The sequence below is a fragment of the Acrocarpospora sp. B8E8 genome, assembly GCF_039871605.1.
GTDB lineage: Bacteria > Actinomycetota > Actinomycetes > Streptosporangiales > Streptosporangiaceae > Acrocarpospora > Acrocarpospora macrocephala.
In genome coordinates, this window is the sequence record NZ_JBDPLV010000079.1 from 1 (window position 1) to 22,958 (window position 22,958).

Here is a 22,958-nt window from a genome sequence, read left to right on the forward strand (position 1 = left end):
ACTGCTCTCCGGTCTCCATCACGATCACGAACCGTAGTGGATCTCCCTGGCATCCGCCCTCGAAGCGGTCGGCAGGGGCACATCACCGCACGTCAATCCATGATCAATTTAGGCTGAGTGGCATTGCATCGAGGGGCGAGCGGCGACCGCGTGGAGACAGGGCGAGGACCCACCGCGGGCACGGGACGAGTGCATGCCCGCCGGGCGGATGGTGGCGGTGACCGCGTGGCAGTCCACCGCCGCGGAGATCGACGCCCCCCCCCGCCAACTCAGGCTCATCACCTGTTCCTTAGTGATCAAGGCTAGTCCGGCGTTGAAGAGGGACTCGTCGATCCCCTGCCGCAGGGATTCCTAGGTGACCTCGATGCGCGCCATGGCGTCGATTGTCGCGCACCCGGTGAAACCCCGGCGCATGCGTCATGATCTGGGTTTCTCGGTGCTAAATCGCCTTGGACGAGCACCAGATGACATCCGGAATGGCGTTTTCGATCTCCGGTGTACTCGAGGTGTGCTCGTGCGGTGATCTCGCCGGACGCAAGATCGCGTGAAATCGGATATTGACGATTGTTCTGGGCGCGGCCCTTCATCTGGGTTGAACAGGCTGCTGGGCTGACAGCGCATGGCTACGCTTTACGCGTGATCAACAACCTCCACCCACGAGTTGACGAGATCGCCACGCGGCTCGCGGAACAGGGCCCGACGTCGTTGGAGAAGCTGGCCTCGATGGCGGACGTCCTGCCCGTCGTCCTGCGCAGGCAGTTGGAGGCGCACCCATATCTGGTGCCGACTCCAGCGGGAGAGTGGGTGAACGGGCTGCTCCTCGCCGACGGAGTGGCGTTCACGCATGAGCTGAGCGCGGCCGAGATCGAGTCTGGGATGCTGGCCGCTGATGACGATCTGGCGCTGTGGGCGCAGTTCGCCAAAGCCGGGCTGCCGCTGGCGGGAGGAGGCGAGGTGAAGGCGACGACGATGCTGGATCAGCCTGCCTTCGTCGGCACAGGTCTGCCCGCGGGGAGCGGCATGATCGGGCAACTGCTGACCGGGCCTGACGGTTGGCTGACGGGATTCTCGGCGGGAGATCTGCTGTCGGTGCGGCTGCGCGACGGCAGCCTGGAGATCTCCAGGGCGCGGTTGCCGAAGATTACCCGCCGCGCCGAGCGGGTTCGCGACGCCTGCGTCATGGCCTCGGTCCAGGCGTTGAACCTCTATCTGGAGGAGACGGCCGACATCACGGTCGCGCCGCTGCACGAGATCCTCCTTCAGTTACTGCTCACCGAGCCGACGAACTTCGCATCCCCCTTGCCGCCACTGGCGCGCATGTTGCGCGCGGCCGGCATGGAGACCTTTGGCGGATGCGTCGGCGTCCCGGGCGCTCCGTGGAATCTGGCCAGGATTCGCGGCCTTGACCGAGCCGAGGTCGTGGCGGGCACGATGGCGCTCGGCCTGCTGCTGGCCTGGATCGACGACGACCCTCAGCACGCGCCGTCGCTGCTTCGCGATTACCTGTCGACCACCCCCGCCGTGGTCGGCTACGTCGCGGCTGAGGTGGAACGCCGTACGGCCGAGGGCACTCGGTTCGGGCCGCAACTGGCCGAGCTGCGGAGCATCGCGCGGACCGGACTGGAGCGGGCGGCCGTGGCGATGTTAGCTGCCCGGGCCGCCGAGGGCGCCGGTGACTCGGAAGCCGCCGAGCGCCTGGTGCATGAGGCGCTGGCCGCACAGCCGGATCTTCCTGCGGCTTTGGCGGATGCCGGAGAGTACGCAGCCTGCCGGGGCGACATGCGGGCCGCCGATGACTATCTGCGCCACAGTGGCCACCATCCATCCGAGGCGCTGCGTGGGCCGATCAAGCGACTGCTGGTCGACCCGAAGTCGGCGACCGGACGCAACCAGCCGTGTCCGTGCGGTTCCGGCCGCAAGTACAAGGCGTGCTGCGCGGCCAAGGCCGTACATCCGCTCGCCGACCGGGCCGAGGCCGTGTACGCGCTGCTGGCCACCTACGCGCAGCGCGCTCGCGCGGGGGAGACGCTCAGCGAGCTCCTCGGCCGGAGCGGCGGCAATGAGCAGAGCGCTATGCTCTGCGTCGACCTGTTGCTCACCGATTGCGGGCTCACCGAGCGGTTCCTGCGTGACCGGGGTGGCTGGCTGCGCGAGGACGAGCGGCGGTTGGTCGAGTCATGGCGGCACATCCCGATCGGGTCATTCGAGGTCCGAGACGTCCGGCCCGGTGTGGGCGTCACTGTCCGCGCGCTACCCGATGGGGAGCCGGTCTTTCTCAAGGACAGGTTGCTCTCTACTTCTGTACGCCGTCTGGAGCTGTTCTGTGGCCGGATCCTGCACGATGACACGCGGCCGCGCATGCTCACGATACCCGCGCGCGTCCCTCGTGAGCAGCGCCGTGAACTGAGCGAATTGCTCGCAGGACGGCCGTCGGCGCATCAGGTGGCCGAGTTTTTCGCGCCGCGGCCAGAACCGCACCTGCGCAACGGTGACGGCCACGAGTACTTCGACACCGACGTGGTCTGGGAGGTGCCGGACGAGCGGCGGGCTTGGTCACGGCTGAACGACCGGCTGGTACGGATCGACGACGACATCCTGGAGCTTCACGCCGAAAGGGGAGGGAAGACCACCAGCCTGGGCAGAGTGACCCGGGAGGGTGGCCGCTGGAGATTGTGGGCCAATTCCAGGGAACGGCTCGCGGAGTTCGAGGAGATCGTGCGTGTGATCGCGCCAGGCACCCGCGAGGTGACCAGGAGAGCCGACCGGATGGGCGGCGAGCCGCACCCGCGCGCTCGCGCCCTGGTCATGGAGAGTTTCTTCGTCTCCGCCGAGGGATCCGAGCAGGACATGTGGCGCGCCCACCGGGAATCCTGGCCGGACACTCCCAACGATCTGGGCATGACGCCCCGCGAGGCGTCCCAGGTCGGCGGCGCGGTCCAGGCGGAGCTGGAGATGATGCTGGACGATATGGACTGGAACAACGACCGCAACCTCGAACACGGCCGTCCACTCCTCATGGATGTCGCATGGATCCGGCGGGAGCTGGGGATGGAACGGGCCAGGTGAAGAAACTTCTGCCCCATAGAGACTGCTCTGCACCGTGGGGTGACTCCTGAACCAGCCGGCGGGCCTTCGGGCACGGGTTTTGTCGGACCGCCCCCTCACACTCGCCATCAACACCACTCTTCAGGAGAATCGATACACCCCCATCAGAGCGGTGTCGGCCGGGGGCCAAAAGCCCGCGAAGCTGGTCACCCAGGCAGTGGCATGTCCGACGGCCAGGGCACGCCCAGTTTGTTCTCCAGGGCGCGCTTCAACGCCCCGGTGCACTCCTGCTCGGCCGTGACCGTCCCCGCCCCCTTCCGGCACTCCGCGTACGCGGTGAGCTCGGCCGAGAAGTACACCTGCACGAGCGTGGTCACAGCCCCGAGCAGGAACGCGATCACGGAGATCACGATGGCGCTGACCGCCATCCCGGCGCGTTGCTTGGCCCGGCCGAGCAGGCGCGCGTCTCGCACGCCCACCACGAAGCCGAACACCGACAGCGCCAGGCCCGCGGCGGGCAGCATGAATGTGAAGATCAGCGCCATCAGGGCCAGGGTCAGCGCCCGGCGCCCGCCCAGTTCCGGCGTCGACACTTGCAGCGGTGTAGTCACGTTCTCCTCGCCCGATACCCTTTTCCCGCACCCGTTGACTCGCCGTTAGGAGATTCGTCCTGTCTTCCCGGCTCGTGGTCCTCGTTTCGGGTTCGGGGACCAACCTACAAGCCCTGCTGGACGCCGCGGCAGATGACGCCTTCGGCGCCGCCGTCGTCGCCGTCGGGGCCGACCGCGACGGCATCGAGGGCCTGGCCCGCGCGGAGCGCGCCGCCGTCCCGACGTTCGTCGTCCGGGTCGGTGACCACGCTACCCGCGCGGCCTGGGATGCGGCGCTGGCCGCCCGCATCGCCGAGTACAAACCAGATCTCGTGGTCTCCGCCGGATTCATGAAGATTCTCGGTCCGAGCGTGCTGGACGCCTGGCCGGTCGTCAACACCCACCCCGCCCTGCTGCCCGCTTTCCCGGGCGCGCACGCTGTCCGCGACGCCTTGGCGTACGGCGTGCGCGTCACCGGCTGCACCGTGCACCTGGTCGACGCGGGCGTGGACACCGGCCCGGTGATCGCCCAGGAGGCGGTCGCCGTACGGGACGAGGACGACGAGGGCACGCTGCACGAGCGGATCAAGACGGTCGAGCGCCGGCTGCTGGTCGAGGTCGTGGGCCGGCTGGCCCGCGAGGGCTGGCACGCCCACGGCCGGCGCGTACGGTTCGGCCGGGTAGCGCAACCAGGGGACACAACACAGGAGGAGCACCCGTGACTCGGATCGCCATCCGGCGCGCGTTGATCGCCGTTTACGACAAGAGCGGGCTGGAGCAGCTGGCCCGCGGCCTGGAGGCGAGCGGCGTGGAGATCGTCTCCACTGGCGGCACGGCCGCCGCGATCGCCTCGTTCGGCATCCCGGTCACCAAGGTGGAGTCGCTCACCGGCTTCCCCGAGTGCCTGGACGGCCGGGTCAAGACCCTGCACCCGCGGGTGCACGCGGGCCTGCTCGCCGACGGGGCCAAGCCATCCCACGTCAAGCAGCTGGAGGAGCTGGAGATCGAGCCGTTCCAGCTGGCCGTGGTCAACCTCTACCCGTTCCGCGAGACGGTGGAGTCCGGCGCGTCCGACGCCGACTGCGTGGAGCAGATCGACATCGGCGGCCCCGCGATGATCCGCGCAGGCGCCAAGAACCACAGCACGGTCGCCGTGGTGACCGACCCCAGGGCCTACCCCGAGGTGCTGACCGCCCTGGCCGAGGGCGGTTTCACCCTCACCGACCGCCGCAGGCTGGCCGCCCGCGCCTACGCGCACACGGCCTCCTACGACATCGAGGTCGCCTCCTGGTTCGCCAACGTGTACGCCGCGGAGGAGGCCTGGCCGACCTTCATGGCCGCGTCCTGGCAGCGCCGCGCCACCCTCAGGTACGGCGAGAACCCGCACCAGCAGGCCGCCCTGTACTCGGGCCAGACCGGCGGCCTCGCGGGCGCCGAGCAGCTGCAGGGCAAGGAGATGTCCTACAACAACTACGTGGACGCCGACGCCGCCTGGCGGGCGGCCTGGGACTTCGCGGACCCGGCGGTCGCGATCATCAAGCACGCCAACCCGTGCGGCATCGCGGTGGGCGATAACGTGGCCGAGGCCCACCGTAAGGCGCACGCGTGCGACCCGGTCTCCGCGTACGGCGGGGTGATCGCCGTCAACCGGGAGGTGACCCGCGAGCTGGCTGAGCAGATCGCGCCCATCTTCACCGAGGTCGTGATCGCGCCGTCGTACGCCGCGGACGCGTTGCCGCTGCTGACCGGCAAGAAGAACCTGCGCCTGCTGGCCTGCCCGCAGGGCCCGGCCAACCCGGCCGAGTTCCGGCGGATCGACGGCGGCCTGCTGGTGCAGCGCACCGACCGTTTCCAGGCCCCCGGCGACCAGCCGGAGAGCTGGGAGCTCAAGGCGGGGCAGCCCGCCTCGGACGAGGTCCTGGCGGATCTGGCGTTCGCCTGGCGGGCCTGCCGCTCGGTCAAGTCCAACGCGATCCTGCTGGCCTCCGGCGGCGCGTCGGTCGGGGTGGGCATGGGCCAGGTGAACCGGGTCGACTCGGCGCGCCTGGCGGTTTCCCGCGCGGGGGACCGGTCGGTGGGCGCGGTCGGCGCGTCGGACGCGTTCTTCCCGTTCGCGGACGGCCTGCGGGTGCTGATCGAGGCGGGCGTGCGAGCGGTCGTCGAACCCGGCGGTTCGATCCGGGACGAGGAGGTCATCGCCGCCGCCGAAGCCGCCGGAGTGACGCTCTACTTCACCGGCACCCGGCACTTCTACCACTAGCCGTCCTGCTCGGCGCGGTGGCGAACACCGCGCCGAGGTTTAACCGGAAACCCGTCCCATAGACAGCCGCATAGCCGCCGACCAGGCGGTTAATCAACTGGCCCGGCGGCTCGCGGCTCCCGCCGCGGGCTGCGCGGGCGCCCCGGGTGGGGCCGCCGACTCGGTCGCCCGTTGCGGCGGGACCACCGGTGTCGGCCGGACCAGGCCCAGCGCGACCACCTCGTTGGCGAGGCGGGTGCGCCGGTTGGTGCCCTCCGGGATGCGGAACTTCTGGTAGAGCCGGAGCAGGTGCTGCTTGACCGCCGCCTCGGTCACCACCAGGTCGTCGGCGATCTCGCGGGCCGTGGCCGGAGCCACGAACGCCTCGTCCGACAGTGCCGGGCGGCACAGCGAGGTGAGCACGTCGACCTCACGCCGGGTGAGTTCGGGCGCGGCGGCCCGCCGCAGCTCGACCTCGGGCGCGATGTCCTCGCGGGGCACTCCGCCGACCCTGGCCCTGGCCGCGCCGAACGACACGACGTCGCCGTCGTCGAGCACCCTCCGGGCGATCGGCCTGCCGTTCACCCGCGTGCCGTTCCTGGACAGGCCCAGGTCAACGACATACAGGTACGGCCCGCGGCGGACGAATTCGGCGTGCAGTCGTGACACGCTCGGATCCGTCAGCCGGATGTCGGCCCCTCGGCCCCGGCCGATCGTGGTGATCTCGGGGCGCAAGGGCACCACCTCGCCGGTGTCCTCGATCCGTATGAACGGCCCCTCCACGGCAGTTCCTCCCCAGGTAGCCCGCCGTTACTTTCCCTACACCTCCGGCTTACCCAAACGTGGTGATGGGGAATCGCGCTTGGCCCAACGGAGAATCTCTCACGAAATTGGTTTGGACCTCTGCAAAGCCCTTTACCTGCTCACAGGTAGACTTCCAGCGTAGATAAGTGGAGGAAACACTTATGGCGGACAAGCCCACCAAAGGCCTGGCCGATGTCGTCGCCGCGTCCACAGCGCTGAGCGACATCGACGGCAAGGCGGGCCGGCTCTTCTATCGTGGCTACGACATCCACGATCTGGCCGGCCGTACCACCTTCGAAGAAACCGCTCACCTGCTCCAGCACGGAAAACTTCCCAACAGGGAACAACTCGCCGCATATGGCGACGAATTGGTCCGTGGCCGGAAGCTCGGCAACCTGGTTCAGGCCAACGTGGCGGAGATCGCCGAGAAGCAGGAGCCAATGGAGGCCCTGCGCACGCTGGTCTCGCTGGCCAGCGCCGACGACCCGGACAAGGACTCCAACGCCGCCGACGCGAACCTGCGCAAGGCGGCCAGACTCACCGCGCAGCAGCCGCTCCTGGTCGCCCGCTACCACGCCTCCAGAACCGGCACCGAGATCCCGGAGCCCGATCCCGAACTGAGCATCGCGGCCAACTTCCTGTTGCAGATCACCGGGCGGCTGCCGTCCGACCGGGAAGTGGAGATCTTCGACGAGTGCCTGGTGCTGCACGCGGACCACACCATGAACGCGTCCACCTTCGCGGCCCGCGTCTGCGCGGCTACCTTGTCGGACATGCACTCGGCCGTGGTGGCCGCCATCGGCACCCTGAAGGGCCCCCTGCACGGCGGCGCCAACGAGCAGGTCATGCGGACCCTGGAGAGCCTCGACCCCACCGGGGTGGCCCAGGCGGTCCGCGACAAGCTGGCCGCGCACGAGAAGATCATGGGGTTCGGGCACCGCGTCTACAAGGTCGAGGACCCGCGGGCCACCCACTTGCGCGCGATGTCGCGGGAGCTGGGCGAGGCGTCCGGGGACGACACCTACTACCGGATGTCGAAGGAGATGGAGGAGGTGGTTCTCGCCGAGAAGGGCCTCTACCCCAACGTCGACTTCTTCGCCGCCACCGTCTACCACTACCTTGGGATTCCAACTGATCTGTTCACGCCGGTCTTCTCGGTCAGCCGCATGGCCGGGTGGACCGCGCACGTGATCGAGCAGCACGCCGACAACCGGCTGATTCGCCCCGACAGCGAGTACATCGGCGAGCGCGACCAGAAGTGGACCCCGATTGACGAACGGTAACAAGACCCCCTGGTGGCCGTACCTGCTGGTGGCAGCGGGTGCGGCTGCCGGTCTTGGGCTGATCGCCCTGGGCTACGCCCCGCCCACCGCCGCCATGGTCATGGGGATCACGATGCTGGGTGGCGCCGGGCTGCGGCTGGTGGTGCCCGGCCGGAGCACCGGAGCGCTGGCCATCCGGAGCAGGAAGACGGACGTGCTCACCCTGGCCGTGTTCGGATTCCTCCTGGTGGTGGGGGCGATCGCCTTCTCCATCGACTTTCACGCGCCCTAGTCGCGGACCGGTAACGCCGGTTCGATAGCCTCAACGGCGCCGCAAAAAAGGACTGCCGCAGCAGGATTGTGTTCGTTCAGAAGGGGAACCCCACGCATGCCCAAGATCAAGGTAGCGGGCCCGGTCGTCGAGCTTGACGGCGACGAGATGACCCGGATCATCTGGCAGTTCATCAAGGACCAGCTGATCTTGCCCTACCTGGACGTCGACCTCAAGTACTACGACCTCGGCATCGAGCACCGGGACGCCACCGACGACCAGGTCACCATCGACGCCGCGCACGCCATCAAGCAGTACGGCGTGGGCGTCAAGTGCGCCACCATCACGCCGGACGAGGCCCGGGTCGAGGAGTTCGGCCTGAAGAAGATGTGGCGCTCCCCGAACGGGACGATCCGCAACATCCTCGGCGGCGTCATCTTCCGCGAGCCGATCATCATGTCCAACGTCCCCCGCCTGGTCCCGGGCTGGACCAAGCCGATCGTGGTCGGCCGTCACGCCTTCGGTGACCAGTACCGCGCCACCGACATCAGGATCCCCGGCGAGGGCGCGCTCACCCTGACCTTCACCCCCAGCGACGGCAGCCAGCCGATCGAACTGGACGTGTTCGACTTCCCCGGCGGCGGCGTGGCCATGGCCATGTACAACCTGGACGAGTCCATCCGCGACTTCGCCCGCGCCTCGTTCCGCTACGGCCTGGACCGCAACTTCCCGGTCTACCTGTCGACCAAGAACACGATCCTCAAGGCGTACGACGGGCGGTTCAAGGACATCTTCGCGGAGATCTTCGAGTCGGAGTTCAAGGCCGACTTCGAGGCCGCCGGGATCACCTACGAGCACCGCCTGATCGACGACATGGTGGCCGCCGCGCTCAAGTGGGAGGGCGGCTACGTCTGGGCCTGCAAGAACTACGACGGCGACGTGCAGTCCGACGTGGTGGCGCAGGGCTTCGGCTCGCTCGGCCTGATGACCTCGGTGCTGATGACCCCGGACGGCCAGACCGTGGAGGCCGAGGCCGCGCACGGCACGGTCACCCGGCACTACCGCCAGCACCAGCAGGGCAAGCCCACCTCCACCAACCCGATCGCGTCGATCTTCGCCTGGACCCGCGGCCTGCAGCACCGCGGCAAGCTGGACAACCAGCCCGAGGTGATCGACTTCGCGGACAAGCTGGAGCAGGTCTGCGTGGAGACCGTCGAGGGCGGCCAGATGACCAAGGACTTGGCGCTCCTGGTCGGCGGCGACGCCGAGTGGCTGACCACGCAGGACTTCCTGGCCGCGCTGGACGAGAACCTGAAGAAGAAGATGGCGCGCTAGACCCCCGTTTCGCGTGAAGGGCCGCCCGAGGGTGGCCCTTTCGCGTACGGGGGATCATCATGTCCCTTGGGGTCGTAAAGTGCTGCAAGTCGGTACTTTGCAGAATCATGGGGCTGAGATGATCGTTCCGCTCGGGCCGGGGGATCCGAAACAAATCGGGCCCTTCACTATTTCCGGGCAGCTCGGTGAGGGCGGTCAGGGCATCGTCTACCTGGGCGAGAACCAGGCCGGGGAGCGGGCCGCGATCAAGCTGCTGCACGTCAAGTTCACCGGGGACGCGATCGCCAGGTCCCGGTTCGCCCGGGAGTTACGTGCCGCGCAGCGGGTGGCGAGCGAGCGCACCGCCCGGGTGATCGCCGCCGACCTGCAGGGCGACACGCCGTACATCGCGAGCGAATACATCGAGGGCCAGTCGCTGCGGCACGCGGTGGAGGGCTCGGGCCCGCTGCGCGGCGCCGAGCTGGACCGGCTCGCGGTCGGTACGGCTACCGCGCTCACCGCCATCCACAACGCCGGAATCGTGCACCGCGACTTCAAGCCCGACAACGTGCTGCTGGCCGCCGACGGTCCCCGGGTGGTCGACTTCGGCATCGCCCGGATCATCGACTCGACCGGGACGATCACCAGCAGGGCGGTCGGCACGCCGGCCTACATGGCGCCCGAGCAGATCTCCGGGGACGACATCGGCCCGGCCACCGACGTGTTCGCGTGGGGCGCGACCATGGCCTACGCGGCGACCGGCCAGGTGGCCTTCGGCGGCTCCTCGATCGCGGTGGTGCTCAACCGCATCCTCAACCATGACATCGATGTCACCCCGCTGCCCGAGCCGCTGCGCGGGGTGGTCCGGGCCTGCCTGAACAAGACCGCCGCCGACCGGCCGACGGCCGACCAGATCCTGGCCCGGCTGCTCGGCCGCGCGGGCGAGGGCGTGCCCGCCACGATCGTGCTCCCCCCGAAGCGCAAGCGGCGGCGCTGGTTGCCCGCCGGTCTCGCGGTGGGCTCGTCCATGCTGGTGATCGGCGGGGTGGTGGCCGGCGCGGTGCTGATGCCCTTCGACGTCACCCCCACGCCGACCCCCACCCTGACGCCGACGACCCCACGCCCTACCGCGTTCACCTCGGTCTTCGACAAGGCCGCCGCCACCGGCAAGCTGATCATCGGGGTCAGGAACGACGTGCCGGGGCTCGCGTTCGCCGAACCGGGGACGGCCAGCAGCGGCTTCGAGGTCGAGGTGGCCAGATACATCGCCGACAAGCTCGGCGTGCCCGCGAGCGGGGTGAGCTTCCAGACCGTCACCCGCTTCACCCGCGTGGACGCGCTGAAGCTGGGCCAGGTGGACCTGGTGCTGGCCACCTACTCCTACGACGACTTCAAGACCGACGAGGTGACGTTCGCCGGGCCGTACTACCAGGCCAAGACCGACGTGCTGGTACGGCAGGACGCCAAGATCACCACCGAGGCCCAGCTGACCGGGAAACGGCTCTGCGCGCGCCCGAACAGCACCAGCGCCGACCAGGTCCTGGCCCGGGTGAAGATGACGCCGGTCGTCGCGGCGAACTACGGCGACTGCATGAACCTCCTGAAGGGTGGTCTGGTCGACGCGATCCCCGGCGACGACCTGATCCTGGCCGGCTTCGCCAACCGCGAGAAGACCCTCAAGTTCCGGGTGCTCGGCCTGGGCCTGGACGGCATCCGCTACGCGGTCGCGCTGCCCAAGGGCGACAAGCGGACCTGCGAGCCGGTCCGGCAGGCCATCCTCGACATGTACGAGACCGGCGCCGCCCGTACGCTGCTGAAACGCTTCTTCGGCAGGGTCGCCTTCACCCCTGAGACGGACACTCCTGAACGGGTGGCCTGTTAATAATCAGAAACCCGTTCCAGACAGCCGCATGGCCGCTGACCAGGCGACTCACCGCTGCGGCTGCCAGATCACGCCTTTCTAATTATTAGCGGCGTGTCACCACGATCCCCACCGACCGTCCGGGTTTGAATTGGATCCGAGAGTTCGGGGGAATTCATGGGTCGTTGGGTCGTTGCCGCGTTGGTCAGCCTGCTCACGGGGGTCGCGGCGCCGCCCGCACGGGCCGAGGGACCGTTCGGCGGCGCCGATCTGACCGTGAAGATCGAGTCCTTCCCGTCGATAGCGCAACCCGGGCAGACGATCACCTACCGGGTCACGGTCGGCAACGCCGGGCCCGGCGACGCGGTGCTGCCGGTGCTCACGGTCCGGATCCCGCGCGACGTCGAGATCATGAGCGTGGACGTGGCCGAGTGCCTGCCCGGGCGCGGCTACAACGAGGTCGTCTGCCGTTCGCCGCGCGACATCCTGGCCGGCGGCAAGGGCGGGGTGACCATCACCGGCCTGGTACGGCCCAGCGCGAGCGGCCCGCTCCGGGCCCAGGCCACGCTCGTCTCCGAGGTGGTCGACGCGGACGAGCAGAACAACCGCGTCAACGCCCTCACCAAGGTGGACGACGGCGCCGATCTCGCGGTCCGGCTCGTCCCGGCCCGGCGCGCCGCCCATCCGGGCGAGGAGTACTCCGTCGACGCGGTCGTGCACAATCGGGGCCCCCGAGAGGTTCGGGACGCCATCGTCTACGTGCAGTCGGGCCGGGCGCGCTTCCTGACCGGGACGGGCGCGCGCTGCCAGCTCCACGCGAATCTGGTCGGCTGCACGCTCCCGCCGATCAGGTCGGGCGCCTCGGCCCGGTTCCAGCTGGCCTTCCGCGCCCCGGAACGCCCGGTCCGCACCCAGGCCACCGTCTACTCGCGTGACCTGGGCGACCGCCGCCCCGCCAACAACCAGGCCCATCTGCGGCTCGCCGTCCCGCTAAGCCCCGCTAAATCCCGCTGAGGGGCATTTGACGGACGGCTGGGGCTCCGGGCCGCCGGTGGCGAACACCACACCGGCGGCGGCGATGAGACTGCCCAGCACGATGAGGGCCACAAGACCCAGCTTGGGAAGCAGTTCCCTCATGATGAGATCTCATCACATTTCACGGATTGAATTGGGGCAATTACCGAAGAGCCGCCCAGGCGTCCTCGACGATGCTCTGTAGCGTGGCGTGCTCCGGCTTCCAGCCCAGCTCGCGCTGGATCAGGTCCGAGGAGGCCACCAGCACGGCCGGGTCGCCGGGCCGCCTGGGCGCGGCCACGACCGGGATCTCGTGGCCGGTCACCTCGCGGCAGACGTCGATGACCTCCTGGTTGGAGAAACCGGTGCCGTTGCCCAGGTTGTAGATTCGGTGTATGCCCGGCGTGCAGGCGTCCAGGGCCAGCAGGTGGGCTTGGGCCAGGTCGGCGACGTGCACGTAGTCGCGGACGCAGGTGCCGTCCTGGGTGGGGTAGTCGGACCCGAACAGGCTGATCGAGTCGCGCTCGCCCAGGGCGACCTTGAGCACGTTGGGGATCAGGTGCGTCTCGGGCGTGTGGCGTTCGGCGAAGCGGCCGTACGCGCCGGCGACGTTGAAATAGCGCAGGCTGACGGCGGCCAGGCCGTACAGGGTGGCGAAGGTGGTGAGGGCGGTGTCCACGGCCAGTTTGGACGCGCCGTAGGGGTTGCCCGGGCGGGTCGGGTCGGACTCGCGGATAGGAGTGCGCTCGGGCTCGCCGTACACGGCGGCGGTGGAGGAGAAGACGATGCGGCCGACGCCCGCGCCGCGCATCTCGTCCAGCAGGGTGAGCGTGCCGCCGAGGTTGTTGGCCCAGTAGCGGTCAGGATGCTCGACCGACTCGCCGACCAGGGATTTGGCGGCGAAGTGCAGCACGGCGTCGAAACCGGTCAGATCTCCGGGCTCGGTGATCGAACCCTCCACGAAGGTCGCTGCCGCGGGGACCGCGTCGGCGTGGCCGGTGGAGAGGTCGTCCAGCACGGTGACCGCGTGCCCGGCCTCGACCAGCTGCGCCGCGACGACACTCCCGATGAATCCCGCGCCCCCGGTTACCAAAAGCTTCACGTTTGATCCTGTTCAGTTCTGTTTGAATCTGTCCGACCAGCCTAGCCGAGTACGCTGGCAGATCATTCTGTCGGCCCGGGCGGGAACCCCAGTGAACAGTCTCCTCACGAACATCGCCATCGTCCTGATCTTCATTCTGATCGGGGGCTTCTTCGCCGCCGCCGAGATGGCCATGGTCTCCCTGCGGGAGAGCCAGGTCCGCCGCCTGGCCACCTTCGGCCGCCGCGGCGCCCGGGTGGCCAAGCTGGCCCGCGACCCCAACCGGTTCCTGTCCGCGGTGCAGATCGGCGTGACCGTCGCCACCGTGCTGTCGGCCGCGTTCGGCGCGGAGCGGTTCAGCGGCCAGCTCACCCCCGTGCTCGAAGGCTGGGGGTTGTCCGGCCATGCCGCACCCGTGGTCTCCCTGGTGCTGGTCACGCTCGCCATCTCGTACGTCTCGCTGGTGCTGGGCGAACTCGCCCCCAAACGGCTGGCCCGGCAGCGCGCCGAAGGCCTGTCCCTGGTGATCGCGCCGTTCCTGGACCGGGTGGCCGCGCTGTCCCGCCCGGTCATCTGGGCGCTCTCCAAGTCCACCGACGGTGTCGTACGGCTGCTCGGCGGCAACCCCAAAACCGACCGCGAGAAGATCTCCACCGAGGAGCTCCGCGACATGGTGGTCGGCCACGCCGAGCTCACCGAGGATGAGCGGCACCTCATCGGCGAGGTCTTCGCGGCCGGGAAACGCCAGCTCCGCGAGGTCATGCTGCCCAGGACCGAGGTCGAGTTCATGGACGCGGACACTCCCCTGGCCGAGGCGGCGGTGCTGGCCGCCAGCATGCCCTACTCCCGTTTCCCGGTGTTCCGCGGCTCCTACGATGACATCGTGGGCTTCGTGCACGTGCGCGACCTGCTCGACCCGGTGCTCACCGGCCGGATCGAGCCGATCAGCGAGCTCGTCCAGATCCGCCCGGTCAAGATGCTGCCCAGCAGCAAGCGCGTGCTGATCACCCTCTCCGAGATGCGCGACGAGGGCCACCACCTGGCCATCGTCGTCGACGAGTACGGCGGCACCGACGGCATCGTCACCCTGGAGGACCTGGTCGAGGAACTCATCGGCGACATCCGCGACGAGTACGACGAGGACGAGGTGCCGGTCCGCAGGATCGCCGGGGACATCGAGGTCGAGGGTCTGGTCCGCCTGATCGACTTCGCCGACGAAACCGGCATCAACCTGCCCGAAGGGCCGTACGAGACGCTGGGCGGCTACGTGATGGCCGTGCTCGGCCACCTGCCGGCGGTCGGCGACTCGGTGGACAGCCCGGGGGCCGGGCTCACCGTCACCGAGATGGACGGCCGCCGGGTCTCCCGGGTCCTGGTGACCCCGAAGCCGATCTCTCCGCCGGTCGAGGATTCGAGTCGCTAGCGGCCGGGAACACCTGACAGAATCTAGGGCTATGGCCCGTCCTCGAGTTCTGTCCGGCATCCAGCCCACCGCCGACTCCTTCCACCTCGGCAACTATCTGGGCGCGGTGCGCCAGTGGGTCGCGCTGCAGGACACGCATGACGCGTTCTACATGGTGGTGGACCTGCACGCGCTCACGGTCAACCCGAGCGCGGCCGAGCTCACCCGCCGGACCAGGATCGCCGCCGCGCAGCTGTTCGCCTGCGGCCTGGATCCCGAGCGCTCGGCGGTCTTCGTGCAGAGCCACGTGCGCGAGCACGCCGAGCTGGCCTGGATCCTGATCTGCCAGACCGGCATGGGCGAGGCCGGCCGGATGACCCAGTTCAAGGACAAGTCCGCCAAGGTCGGCGAGGGCTCGGCCAGCGTGGGGCTGTTCACCTACCCGATCCTGCAGGCGGCCGACATCCTGCTCTACCAGGCCGACCAGGTTCCGGTCGGGGCCGACCAGAAGCAGCACCTGGAGCTCTCCCGCGACCTGGCCCAGCGGTTCAACAACCGGTTCGGGCCCACGTTCACCGTGCCGAGCCCGTACATCCTGAAGGAGGTCGAGAAGATCACCGACCTCCAGGACCCGACCGCCAAGATGTCCAAGTCCTCCTCCAGCCCGCAGGGCATCCTGGACGTGCTGGAGCAGCCGGGCCCGCTGCGGAAGAAGGTCATGCGCGCGGTCACCGACACCGGCTCCGAGGTGGTCGCCGACGAGGAGAACAAGCCCGGCATCACCAACCTGCTCAGGATCCAGTCCGCGATCACCGGCACGCCCGTCCCCGAGCTGGAGGCGCGGTATGCGGGGCAGGGCTACGGCACCTTCAAGAAGGACGTGGCCGAGGTGGTGGTGGAGACGTTCGCGCCGATCCGGGAGCGCACCGAGAAGCTGCTGGGCGACGAGGCCGAGCTGGACCGCATGCTCGCCGTCGGCGCGGCCAAGGCGCGCGCGGTCGCGGTCGAGACCATGGCGCACGTCCGGGAGAACATCGGGTTCCTGCCCACGGGGTAAGAGAGACCTGTGATCGCGCGCCTTAAGCAGCTCATCGAGTCGATCAAGGCGCGCGGGCGCGGACTCATCGAATACGCGCGAATCCGGTTCGCGTGGATCGACCACCTGATCCGGACCGTGCATCGCTACCAGCTGCAGTCGGGCGATCACCTCGCCGGGTCGGTCACCTACTTCGCGTTCCTGTCGTTCTTCCCGCTCATCTCGCTGGTGTTCGCGCTGTTCGGGTACGTCGTCGCGTTCGGCTGGCTGGACCCCGAGGCCAAGAAGACGATCACCGCCGCGATCAACGAGCAGCTGCCGGGTCTGGCCGGCCAGCTCCAGATCGACCAGCTCGCGGACGCGCGGGTCAACGCCGGGATCATCGGTCTGGTCGGTCTGCTCTACGCGGGCCTGGGCTCGGTGGACGCGCTCAGGACGGCCTTCCGCAAGATCTGGATGAGCACCGAGCCGCAGCTCAACTTCTTCCTGCTCAAGCTCAGGGACCTGGTCGCGCTGATCCTGCTCGGCGTCATCATGCTCGCCTCGGTGGTGATCGCGGGATTCGCCGGGGGCGCGACCAGCACGGTGGCGGGCTGGTTCGGCCTGGAGCACTCGGTGATCGGCACGCTCGGCGTGGCCGCGGCCGGCATCCTGGTCAGCCTCGCCGCCGACATCCTGCTGTTCCTCGTCCTGCTGGGCTGGCTGGCCAGGCCGAAGCCGCCACCGCCGTTCAAATACATGCTCCGGGGCGCGGTGCTCGGCGCGATCCTGTTCGGGGTGCTCAAGCAGCTCGCCACGCTGCTGCTGGCGCACACCCTGAGCAATCCGGTGTACGGCACGTTCGCCGTCATCGTGGGCCTGCTGATCTGGATGAACCTGTCGGCCCGGGTGATCCTCTACTCGGCCGCCTGGACGGCCACCGCCGCCCTCGGGCCACCGCCGGAGCCCTCGCCGATCCCGTCCAACGGGTATTAACGGCGGCGGGCGCGGCGGCGGATGCCGTACCCGATCCAGACCAGGCCGCCGGTCAGGCTGCCGATCAGGACGAGGGTGGCCACCAGCGGGGTGCCGCTCTTCTCGACCGTGGTGGTGGCGACGTCCGCGGCCGCGGGGATCGGCGTGACCGATTTGGCGAGCGGCGTCGGGGTGTGGTCCGGGAGCGGGTTGACGAGCGTGCCGACCGGGGCGACCTTGCCGCGGTTGGCGAAGCCCCAGTCGAGCAGGTCGGCCACCTCGCTCCAGAAGGAGCCCTCGTGGCGCATGATCGCGACGATCACGGTGTGCCCGTTCCTGCGGGCCGCGCCGACGAAGCTGCCCTGGGCCTTGGACGTCCAGCCGTTCTTGACGCCCACCATGCCGTTGTAGGTCCACAGCAGCTTGTTGTGGTTGCCGATCTCGTAGTAGCCCTTGGGCGCCGGAAATTTCGCGGTCTTGGTGGAGATGTAGTCCTTGAACGAGGGGAGTTTGAGGCCCGCGCGGGCGATCAGCGCCAGATCGTAGGCGGAACTGCTCTGGCCGGGCTCGTCCAGGCCGCTCGGGGTCTTGGCCACCGTGTCGTTGGCTTGCAGGCGCCTGGCCTCGGCGTTCATGTCCGCCAGCGTGGCCGGGACGCCGCCGTTGGCCTCGGCCAGCGCGTGCGCGGCGTCGTTGCCCGAGACCATCAGCAGGGCCCGGAACAGATCGTCCACCTGGTAGATCGGCTTGGGCACCAGGCCGACCGCGCTGCCCTCGATGTTGCAGGCCTCCCGGCTCGGCTGGACCCGCTTGTTCTTGTTCAGCTTGGGGATGAGCGTGACCGCGGTCAGCGCCTTGAGCGTGCTCGCCGGCAGGAACCGCCCGTGCGGGTTCTTGGCCGCCAGCACCTGCCCGGTCTCGGCGTCGGCGATCACGAACGCGCTGGCCTTGCTTTTCGGCGGCGCCTTCGCGCCGGGCGGGAGCACCAGGCCGGTTCCGGCCAGCTGTTCGCCGCCGATGGTGTCCGCCCGGGCGCTGGATTGGCCCGCCCCGACCAGGGCAGTCGTCAGTACTGCGACCCCGAGGGCGCTCGTCCCAATTCGCATGTCCGGACATCTCCCCCAAAGCTCGCAGCCGTACGCATCGCGACACGCCGACCCTACTGGGCCCCGGGCACCGATGAGCGCACGCCGCAGGGGCTTGGCGATGTGTGACTATTTGGGACCTATTGGAGGATCTTGTCCTCTGAGTGACCATGCACTGAACGCAACCGCTCATGGTGAGGAATTCGGGATGGCCGATTTTTGCCACGCCGAGTGACGGTGCCTGAGACGATGGACTATGGAGGTAGTTGTGGCGATTGAGTTTAATCCGTCCCGTGGCGCCACTCTGGGCGTCGAATGGGAGCTTCAGCTCGTCGACACGCGTACGCGGCGCCTCCGGCAGGACGCACGTGACGTGCTCGCCGCCGTACCTGACCTGAGCGAGGGCACCCGGCCGAAGGCCATGCACGAGCTCATGGAGTCCCAGATCGAGATCGTGACCGATATCTGCCACACGGCGGCGGAAGCCGTACACGATCTGGACAAGAGCATCCAGCGGTTACGCTCCGTGGTGGAACCCCGGGGCATCGCCCTGGCCTGTACGGGCACCCACGCCATCAGCGAATGGCAGGACGCCGAGTACGCGCCCATGCAGCGCTACGCCGAGCTGGTCGTGGAGCTGCAGTGGCTGGCGCGGCGCATCCAAACATTTGGCGTACATGTCCACGTGGGGGTCCGGGAAAGAGATAAAGTCATTCCTATAGTCAACGCACTTGCGGCCTACCTGCCGCATTTCCTGGCGTTGACGACCTCCAGCCCGTACTGGGGCGGCCAAGACACCGGGCTAGCCTCCAGCCGGGCCATCGTTTTTGGTGCGCTGCCCACCGCTGGACCGCCGCATCTATTGGCGGATTGGGCGGAGTTCGAGGAGTACATGGACACCCTGGTGCGTGCCGGCACCATCAGAAGCATCAAAGAGGTGTGGTGGGACATCCGGCCACACCCCGACTTCGGCACGATCGAGATCAGGATGTTCGACGGCATTCCGACCTTGCGGGAGGTCGGGATGGTCACCGCGCTGTCCCAGTGTCTCGTGCAACAGTTCGACCAGCAGCTCGACCGCGGCTACACGCTACCCCAGCCGGCCGCCTGGGTGGTCCGGGACAACAAGTGGCGGGCCACTCGATACGGCCTGGACGCCACCGTCATCACCGACGACCGGGGCGCCACCGCGCCGATGCGGGACATGCTCTACGAGCTGCAGCGCGAGCTCGAGCCCGTCGCCGGCCGGCTCGGCTGCGCCGACGAGCTGGCCGTGCTGACCGACGTGCTGGAGCAGGGCAGCTCGTGCGAACGCCAGCGGGCCGTCCGCGCCGGGGGCGGCACGCTCGAAGACGTCGTGGACGCCACGATCACCGAGTTCGCCGAGAACCGGTTCGTGACGTCCGGCCGCCATTCCTCCCGCGAACCGACCGACCACATAGGAACGTGAAAGGGAACGCCAGTGACGACCTCGCTCGCGGAGGGGACCGAACTCGCCGGGCAGTTGGCCCAGTTCCTCGTCAAGCACGACGAGGAACTGATCGAGTTCCGGCGTGACCTGCACGCCCACCCGGAGACCGCCTTCAACGAGCACCGCACCACCGAGGCGATCGCGCAGCGGCTGAAGGACGCCGGGCTCAGCCCCCGTCCGCTCGCCCGCGGCACCGGCCTGTGGGCGGACATCGGCCGGGGCGACGGGCCGCTCATCGCCCTGCGCGCGGACATCGACGCGCTGCCGATGGAGGATGAGAAGGATGTTCCGTACCGGTCGGTGTACCCGCACGCCTGCCACGCGTGCGGGCACGACGCGCACACCGCGATCGTGCTGGGGGCCGGGCTCTTCCTGCAGTCCCAGGCCGAGGCGGGGGTGCTGCCCGGTCGGATCCGGCTGATCTTCCAGCCCGCCGAGGAGATCGCGGGCGGCGCGCTCGAAGTCGTCAAGGAGGGCGGCCTGTCCGGGGTCGACCGGATCTTCGCGGTGCACTGCGACCCCAGGATTGAGGTCGGCAAGGTCGGCCTGCGCACCGGCGCGATCACCGGCTCCTGCGACAACCTGCAGCTCAAGGTGTCCGGACCCGGCGGCCACACCGCCCGGCCGCAGATGACGGTGGATCTGGTGTTCGCGCTCAGCAAGATCGTCACCGAGCTGCCCGCCATTCTGTCCCGCCGGGTGGATCCGCGGTCCAGCCTCAGTCTGGTCTGGGGGCAGATCTCCGCGGGGTCCGCTTTCAACACGATCCCTGACGTCGGGTACGCCCAGGGCAGCATCCGCTCCCTGGACGAGGACACCTGGCACACCGCGCCGGAACTGATCAAGTCATTGGTGGACCAGGTCGCCGCGCCGTACGGGCTTGACGTCGAGCTGGACTACCGCAGGGGCACCCCGGCCACGGTCAACGAGGCCAAGAGCATCCAGATGTTCAACGACGCGGTGAGCAAGTTCATCGGCGAGAGCGCCGCCGTGCCCACCCCGCAGAGCCTGGGCGGCGAGGACTTCTCCTGGTACATCGAGTCCGTGCCCGGCGCGCTGGCCCGGCTGGGCGTGCGGCCCCCGGGCGCGACCGCCGTCACCGACATCCACCACCCGGCGTTCGACATCGACGAGCGGGCGATCGGGATCGGCGTCAAGGTGATGGCCACGACCGCGCTCGCCGCCATGTGATCCAAAACTTTTCGGAGGGGCTAGCTCCGCATTGCACCCTGGATGTGACGCTATTCACATAGCGTCGCTAGGAGGGGATGTGCGCCGCGTCATCCTGACCGTCCCGCTGGTTCTGGTCGTGGGCTGCGGCGGGCTGGCCACGGAGGGGCCCTCGCCGAGTCCGGCCGCCAGGATGACTGTCGGAATTGTGTACGCCGCGGGTGGGCGCGGCGACAAGTCCTACAACGAATCCGCCGCGTTCGGCCTGGACAAGGCGCGGGCCGAATTCGGGCTGCGCGCCAAGGAGCTGGCGGCTGGGCTGCGCGACAGCGACGCGCAGCGGGCCCAGCGGTTCAGGCTGCTCGCCGAGAGCGGTTGCGACCCCGTCATCGGGGTCGGATTCATCCATGCGACCGCGGTGAAAACGGTCGCGGCCGAGTTCCCCCGGGTCAGGTTCGCCATCGTCGACGACAACTCGGCGCGGGCGCCCAACATCACCAACCTGCTGTTCGCTGATAACGAGGGCTCGTTCTTGGTCGGCGCGGCGGGTGCGCTCAAGTCCAGAACCGGCAAGCTGGGCTTCATCGGCGGCGCGGACGTGCCGCATATCCGCACGTACGAGGTCGGCTACCGGGCGGGCGCGACGCATGTCAAGCCGAAGGTCCGGATCCAGGTCAAGTACCTGAGCAAGGGGCCCGACCTGTCCGGCTTCCGCGACCCCGCCCTGGCCGGGACCGTCGCCCACGACATGTACCAGTCCGGCGTCGACATCATCTACCAGGTCGCGGGCCGCTCCGGCTCGGGTGTGTTCGAGGCGGCCCTGGCCCAGGAACGCTGGGCGATCGGGTCGATCTCCGACCAGGCCAAGACCGCGACCCCGTCGGTCCGGGAGAACATCCTCACCTCGATGGTCAAGAAGATCGATGTGGCCGTGTTCGACTTCATCGCCAGCGTGGTCCGCGGCAAGGTCCGGGCCGGGCCGATCACGTATGACCTGAAGGCGGGCGCTATTGACTACACCACCACAGGCAGCCATATCCGCGACTTCGTGCCCCGCCTGAACGCGCTCAAGCGGCAGATCATCAACGGAACGATCAAGGTCCCCACCGGTTGACCTGGTCACAGGCAGGACTGAGCTGGATAACGGACCTGTTGCGGACTTGCGTGAGCATTTGGTAGTTGCAGGTCAAACAACTATCTTCCGTGCAGGGTTGCCGTGCGTTCCTTTCGCGCGTGCGACGGAAGTTGGACGTCACGGAAGGGGAGTTCACCTTGCTCCGCAATCGTTTTGGCAGGCTCATCGCCGGTACCGCGGCGAGCGCCATGCTGTTCGCCGTCGCCGCTTGTGGCGGTGACGACACCGAGGCCGCTCCCAGCGGCGCACCGGCCGCCTCGTCATCCGCCCCCGCCGCGGCCTCGGCGAAGGTCGGTCTCGCATACGACATCGGCGGGCGTGGTGACCAGTCGTTCAACGACTCCGCCGCGGCTGGCCTGGACAAGGCCAAGGCCGAACTCGGCGTCGAGGTCAACGAGCTCGAGGCCGCCAACGGCGAGACCGACGCGCAGAAGGAGGAGCGCCTGCGCCTCCTGGCCACCGGCGGTTTCAACCCGATCATCGCGGTCGGCTTCGCCTACTCCGGCGCGATCACCAAGGTCGCCAAGGAGTTCCCCGACATCAAGTTCGCCATCGTCGACGACGCCGCCGAGGGCGCGAACATCTCCAACCTGGTCTTCGCCGAGGAGCAGGGCTCGTTCCTGGTCGGCGTGGCCGCCGCGCTCAAGTCCACCAAGAACAGCGTGGGCTTCGTCGGCGGCGTGGACGTGCCGCTGATCCACAAGTTCGAGGCGGGCTTCGAAGCCGGTGCCAAGGCCGTCAAGCCGGACGTCAAGGTGCAGAAGAAGTACCTGACCCAGCCCCCGGACTTCTCCGGCTTCGGTGACCCGGCCAAGGGCAAGACGGCCGCCGAGGGCATGTTCGACGCGGGCGCCGACGTGATCTACCAGGCCGCGGGCGGTTCCGGCGCGGGCGTCTTCGAGGCCGCCAAGGCCGCCGGCGGCATGGCCATCGGCGTCGACTCCGACCAGGCCAAGACGGCCGACCCGACCGTCGCCGACGTCATCATCACCTCGATGCTGAAGAAGGTCGACGTCGCGGTCTTCGACTTCATCAAGAACTTCACCGCCAACACCGTCAAGCCCGGCATCACCGTCTACGACCTGAAGGCCGGCGGCGTCGACTACTCCCTCACCGGGGGCAAGATCGACGACATCAAGGCCCAGATCGACGAGTACAAGAACAAGATCATCAGCGGCGAGATCACGGTTCCGACCGGCGCCTGACCCGATGACACCGCGGGGC

Annotated in this window: 20 protein-coding genes; 15 read left to right on the forward strand and 5 right to left on the reverse strand. The window is 68.6% G+C overall.

The window, feature by feature from the left end; translation table 11 throughout:
- Positions 1-636 precede the first annotated feature (636 nt).
- Positions 637-3,066 carry an SEC-C domain-containing protein gene (locus tag ABGB08_RS45435; protein ID WP_347603958.1) on the forward strand — a complete coding sequence of 810 codons (2,430 nt, stop codon included), beginning with the start codon at positions 637-639 and terminating at the stop codon, positions 3,064-3,066.
- Positions 3,067-3,251: 185 nt separating this feature from the next.
- Here ABGB08_RS45435 and ABGB08_RS45440 read toward each other — a convergent pair whose 3' ends face one another.
- Positions 3,252-3,656: a hypothetical protein gene (locus tag ABGB08_RS45440; protein ID WP_347603960.1), complete on the reverse strand. Its 405-nt coding sequence runs from the start codon at positions 3,654-3,656 to the stop codon at positions 3,252-3,254.
- 59 nt (positions 3,657-3,715) lie between these two features.
- On the opposite strand from ABGB08_RS45440, the gene purN reads away from it, so the two are divergent.
- Positions 3,716-4,357 (forward strand): phosphoribosylglycinamide formyltransferase, encoded by a 642-nt coding sequence (gene purN, locus ABGB08_RS45445; RefSeq protein ID WP_347604016.1) that lies wholly within the window; start codon positions 3,716-3,718, stop codon positions 4,355-4,357.
- Positions 4,354-5,895 (forward strand): bifunctional phosphoribosylaminoimidazolecarboxamide formyltransferase/IMP cyclohydrolase, encoded by a 1,542-nt coding sequence (gene purH / locus ABGB08_RS45450; RefSeq protein WP_347603962.1) that lies wholly within the window; start codon positions 4,354-4,356, stop codon positions 5,893-5,895. Before purN ends, purH begins: the two co-directional genes overlap by 4 nt.
- 93 nt (positions 5,896-5,988) lie before the next feature.
- Here the strand turns inward: purH and ABGB08_RS45455 are convergent, their stop codons facing one another.
- Positions 5,989-6,657, reverse strand: coding sequence for an FHA domain-containing protein (locus ABGB08_RS45455; RefSeq protein ID WP_155360540.1), 669 nt, complete (start codon positions 6,655-6,657; stop codon positions 5,989-5,991).
- 167 nt (positions 6,658-6,824) lie between these two features.
- On the opposite strand from ABGB08_RS45455, the gene ABGB08_RS45460 reads away from it, so the two are divergent.
- From ABGB08_RS45460 to ABGB08_RS45480, 5 genes are all read left to right on the forward strand, one after another.
- A complete protein-coding gene (locus ABGB08_RS45460; RefSeq protein ID WP_347603964.1) occupies positions 6,825-7,961 on the forward strand; it encodes a citrate/2-methylcitrate synthase in 1,137 nt (378 codons plus the stop codon).
- Positions 7,948-8,232 carry a DUF3017 domain-containing protein gene (locus ABGB08_RS45465; RefSeq protein WP_155360539.1) on the forward strand — a complete coding sequence of 95 codons (285 nt, stop codon included), beginning with the start codon at positions 7,948-7,950 and terminating at the stop codon, positions 8,230-8,232. The genes ABGB08_RS45460 and ABGB08_RS45465 overlap by 14 nt, the downstream gene beginning before the upstream one ends.
- Before the next feature lie 96 nt (positions 8,233-8,328).
- A complete protein-coding gene (locus ABGB08_RS45470) occupies positions 8,329-9,546 on the forward strand; it encodes an NADP-dependent isocitrate dehydrogenase (RefSeq protein ID WP_155360538.1) in 1,218 nt (405 codons plus the stop codon).
- A gap of 118 nt (positions 9,547-9,664) precedes the next feature.
- Positions 9,665-11,407 (forward strand): serine/threonine-protein kinase, encoded by a 1,743-nt coding sequence (locus tag ABGB08_RS45475; RefSeq protein ID WP_347603967.1) that lies wholly within the window; start codon positions 9,665-9,667, stop codon positions 11,405-11,407.
- Positions 11,408-11,563: 156 nt separating this feature from the next.
- Positions 11,564-12,400, forward strand: coding sequence for a hypothetical protein (locus tag ABGB08_RS45480; protein WP_347603969.1), 837 nt, complete (start codon positions 11,564-11,566; stop codon positions 12,398-12,400).
- Here ABGB08_RS45480 and ABGB08_RS45485 read toward each other — a convergent pair.
- Together ABGB08_RS45485 and galE are read right to left on the reverse strand one after the other, a co-directional pair.
- The gene (locus ABGB08_RS45485; RefSeq protein WP_155360535.1) at positions 12,377-12,523 is read right to left on the reverse strand and encodes a hypothetical protein; all 147 of its coding nucleotides are present in this window, start codon (positions 12,521-12,523) and stop codon (positions 12,377-12,379) included. The genes ABGB08_RS45480 and ABGB08_RS45485 overlap by 24 nt on opposite strands.
- 40 nt (positions 12,524-12,563) lie before the next feature.
- Complete coding sequence (gene galE / locus ABGB08_RS45490) at positions 12,564-13,502, reverse strand: UDP-glucose 4-epimerase GalE (RefSeq protein WP_347603971.1); 939 nt, start codon at positions 13,500-13,502, stop codon at positions 12,564-12,566.
- 91 nt (positions 13,503-13,593) lie between these two features.
- Here galE and ABGB08_RS45495 point away from each other — a divergent pair, with 91 nt between their 5' ends.
- From ABGB08_RS45495 to ABGB08_RS45505, 3 genes are read left to right on the forward strand one after another with little or no spacing between them, the layout of a single operon-like run.
- Positions 13,594-14,904: a hemolysin family protein gene (locus ABGB08_RS45495; RefSeq protein ID WP_347603973.1), complete on the forward strand. Its 1,311-nt coding sequence runs from the start codon at positions 13,594-13,596 to the stop codon at positions 14,902-14,904.
- A 31-nt stretch (positions 14,905-14,935) separates the two neighbouring features.
- Positions 14,936-15,940, forward strand: a complete 1,005-nt coding sequence (gene trpS / locus ABGB08_RS45500) for a tryptophan--tRNA ligase (RefSeq protein ID WP_347603975.1) — start codon at positions 14,936-14,938, stop codon at positions 15,938-15,940.
- A gap of 9 nt (positions 15,941-15,949) precedes the next feature.
- Positions 15,950-16,894 (forward strand): YihY/virulence factor BrkB family protein, encoded by a 945-nt coding sequence (locus tag ABGB08_RS45505; protein ID WP_347603977.1) that lies wholly within the window; start codon positions 15,950-15,952, stop codon positions 16,892-16,894.
- Here ABGB08_RS45505 and ABGB08_RS45510 read toward each other — a convergent pair.
- Positions 16,891-17,979, reverse strand: coding sequence for a D-alanyl-D-alanine carboxypeptidase (locus ABGB08_RS45510; RefSeq protein ID WP_347603979.1), 1,089 nt, complete (start codon positions 17,977-17,979; stop codon positions 16,891-16,893). The two genes, ABGB08_RS45505 and ABGB08_RS45510, sit on opposite strands and share 4 nt — an antisense overlap.
- A gap of 247 nt (positions 17,980-18,226) precedes the next feature.
- Here ABGB08_RS45510 and ABGB08_RS45515 point away from each other — a divergent pair, with 247 nt between their 5' ends.
- From ABGB08_RS45515 to ABGB08_RS45530, 4 genes are all read left to right on the forward strand, one after another.
- Positions 18,227-19,408, forward strand: coding sequence for a glutamate--cysteine ligase (locus tag ABGB08_RS45515; protein WP_347603981.1), 1,182 nt, complete (start codon positions 18,227-18,229; stop codon positions 19,406-19,408).
- A 12-nt stretch (positions 19,409-19,420) separates the two neighbouring features.
- Complete coding sequence (locus tag ABGB08_RS45520) at positions 19,421-20,620, forward strand: amidohydrolase (protein WP_347603983.1); 1,200 nt, start codon at positions 19,421-19,423, stop codon at positions 20,618-20,620.
- Between the two features lie 79 nt (positions 20,621-20,699).
- Positions 20,700-21,713 carry a BMP family ABC transporter substrate-binding protein gene (locus tag ABGB08_RS45525; RefSeq protein ID WP_347603985.1) on the forward strand — a complete coding sequence of 338 codons (1,014 nt, stop codon included), beginning with the start codon at positions 20,700-20,702 and terminating at the stop codon, positions 21,711-21,713.
- A gap of 119 nt (positions 21,714-21,832) precedes the next feature.
- The gene (locus ABGB08_RS45530) at positions 21,833-22,939 is read left to right on the forward strand and encodes a BMP family ABC transporter substrate-binding protein (protein WP_347603987.1); all 1,107 of its coding nucleotides are present in this window, start codon (positions 21,833-21,835) and stop codon (positions 22,937-22,939) included.
- The last annotated feature ends 19 nt before the right edge of the window (positions 22,940-22,958 follow it).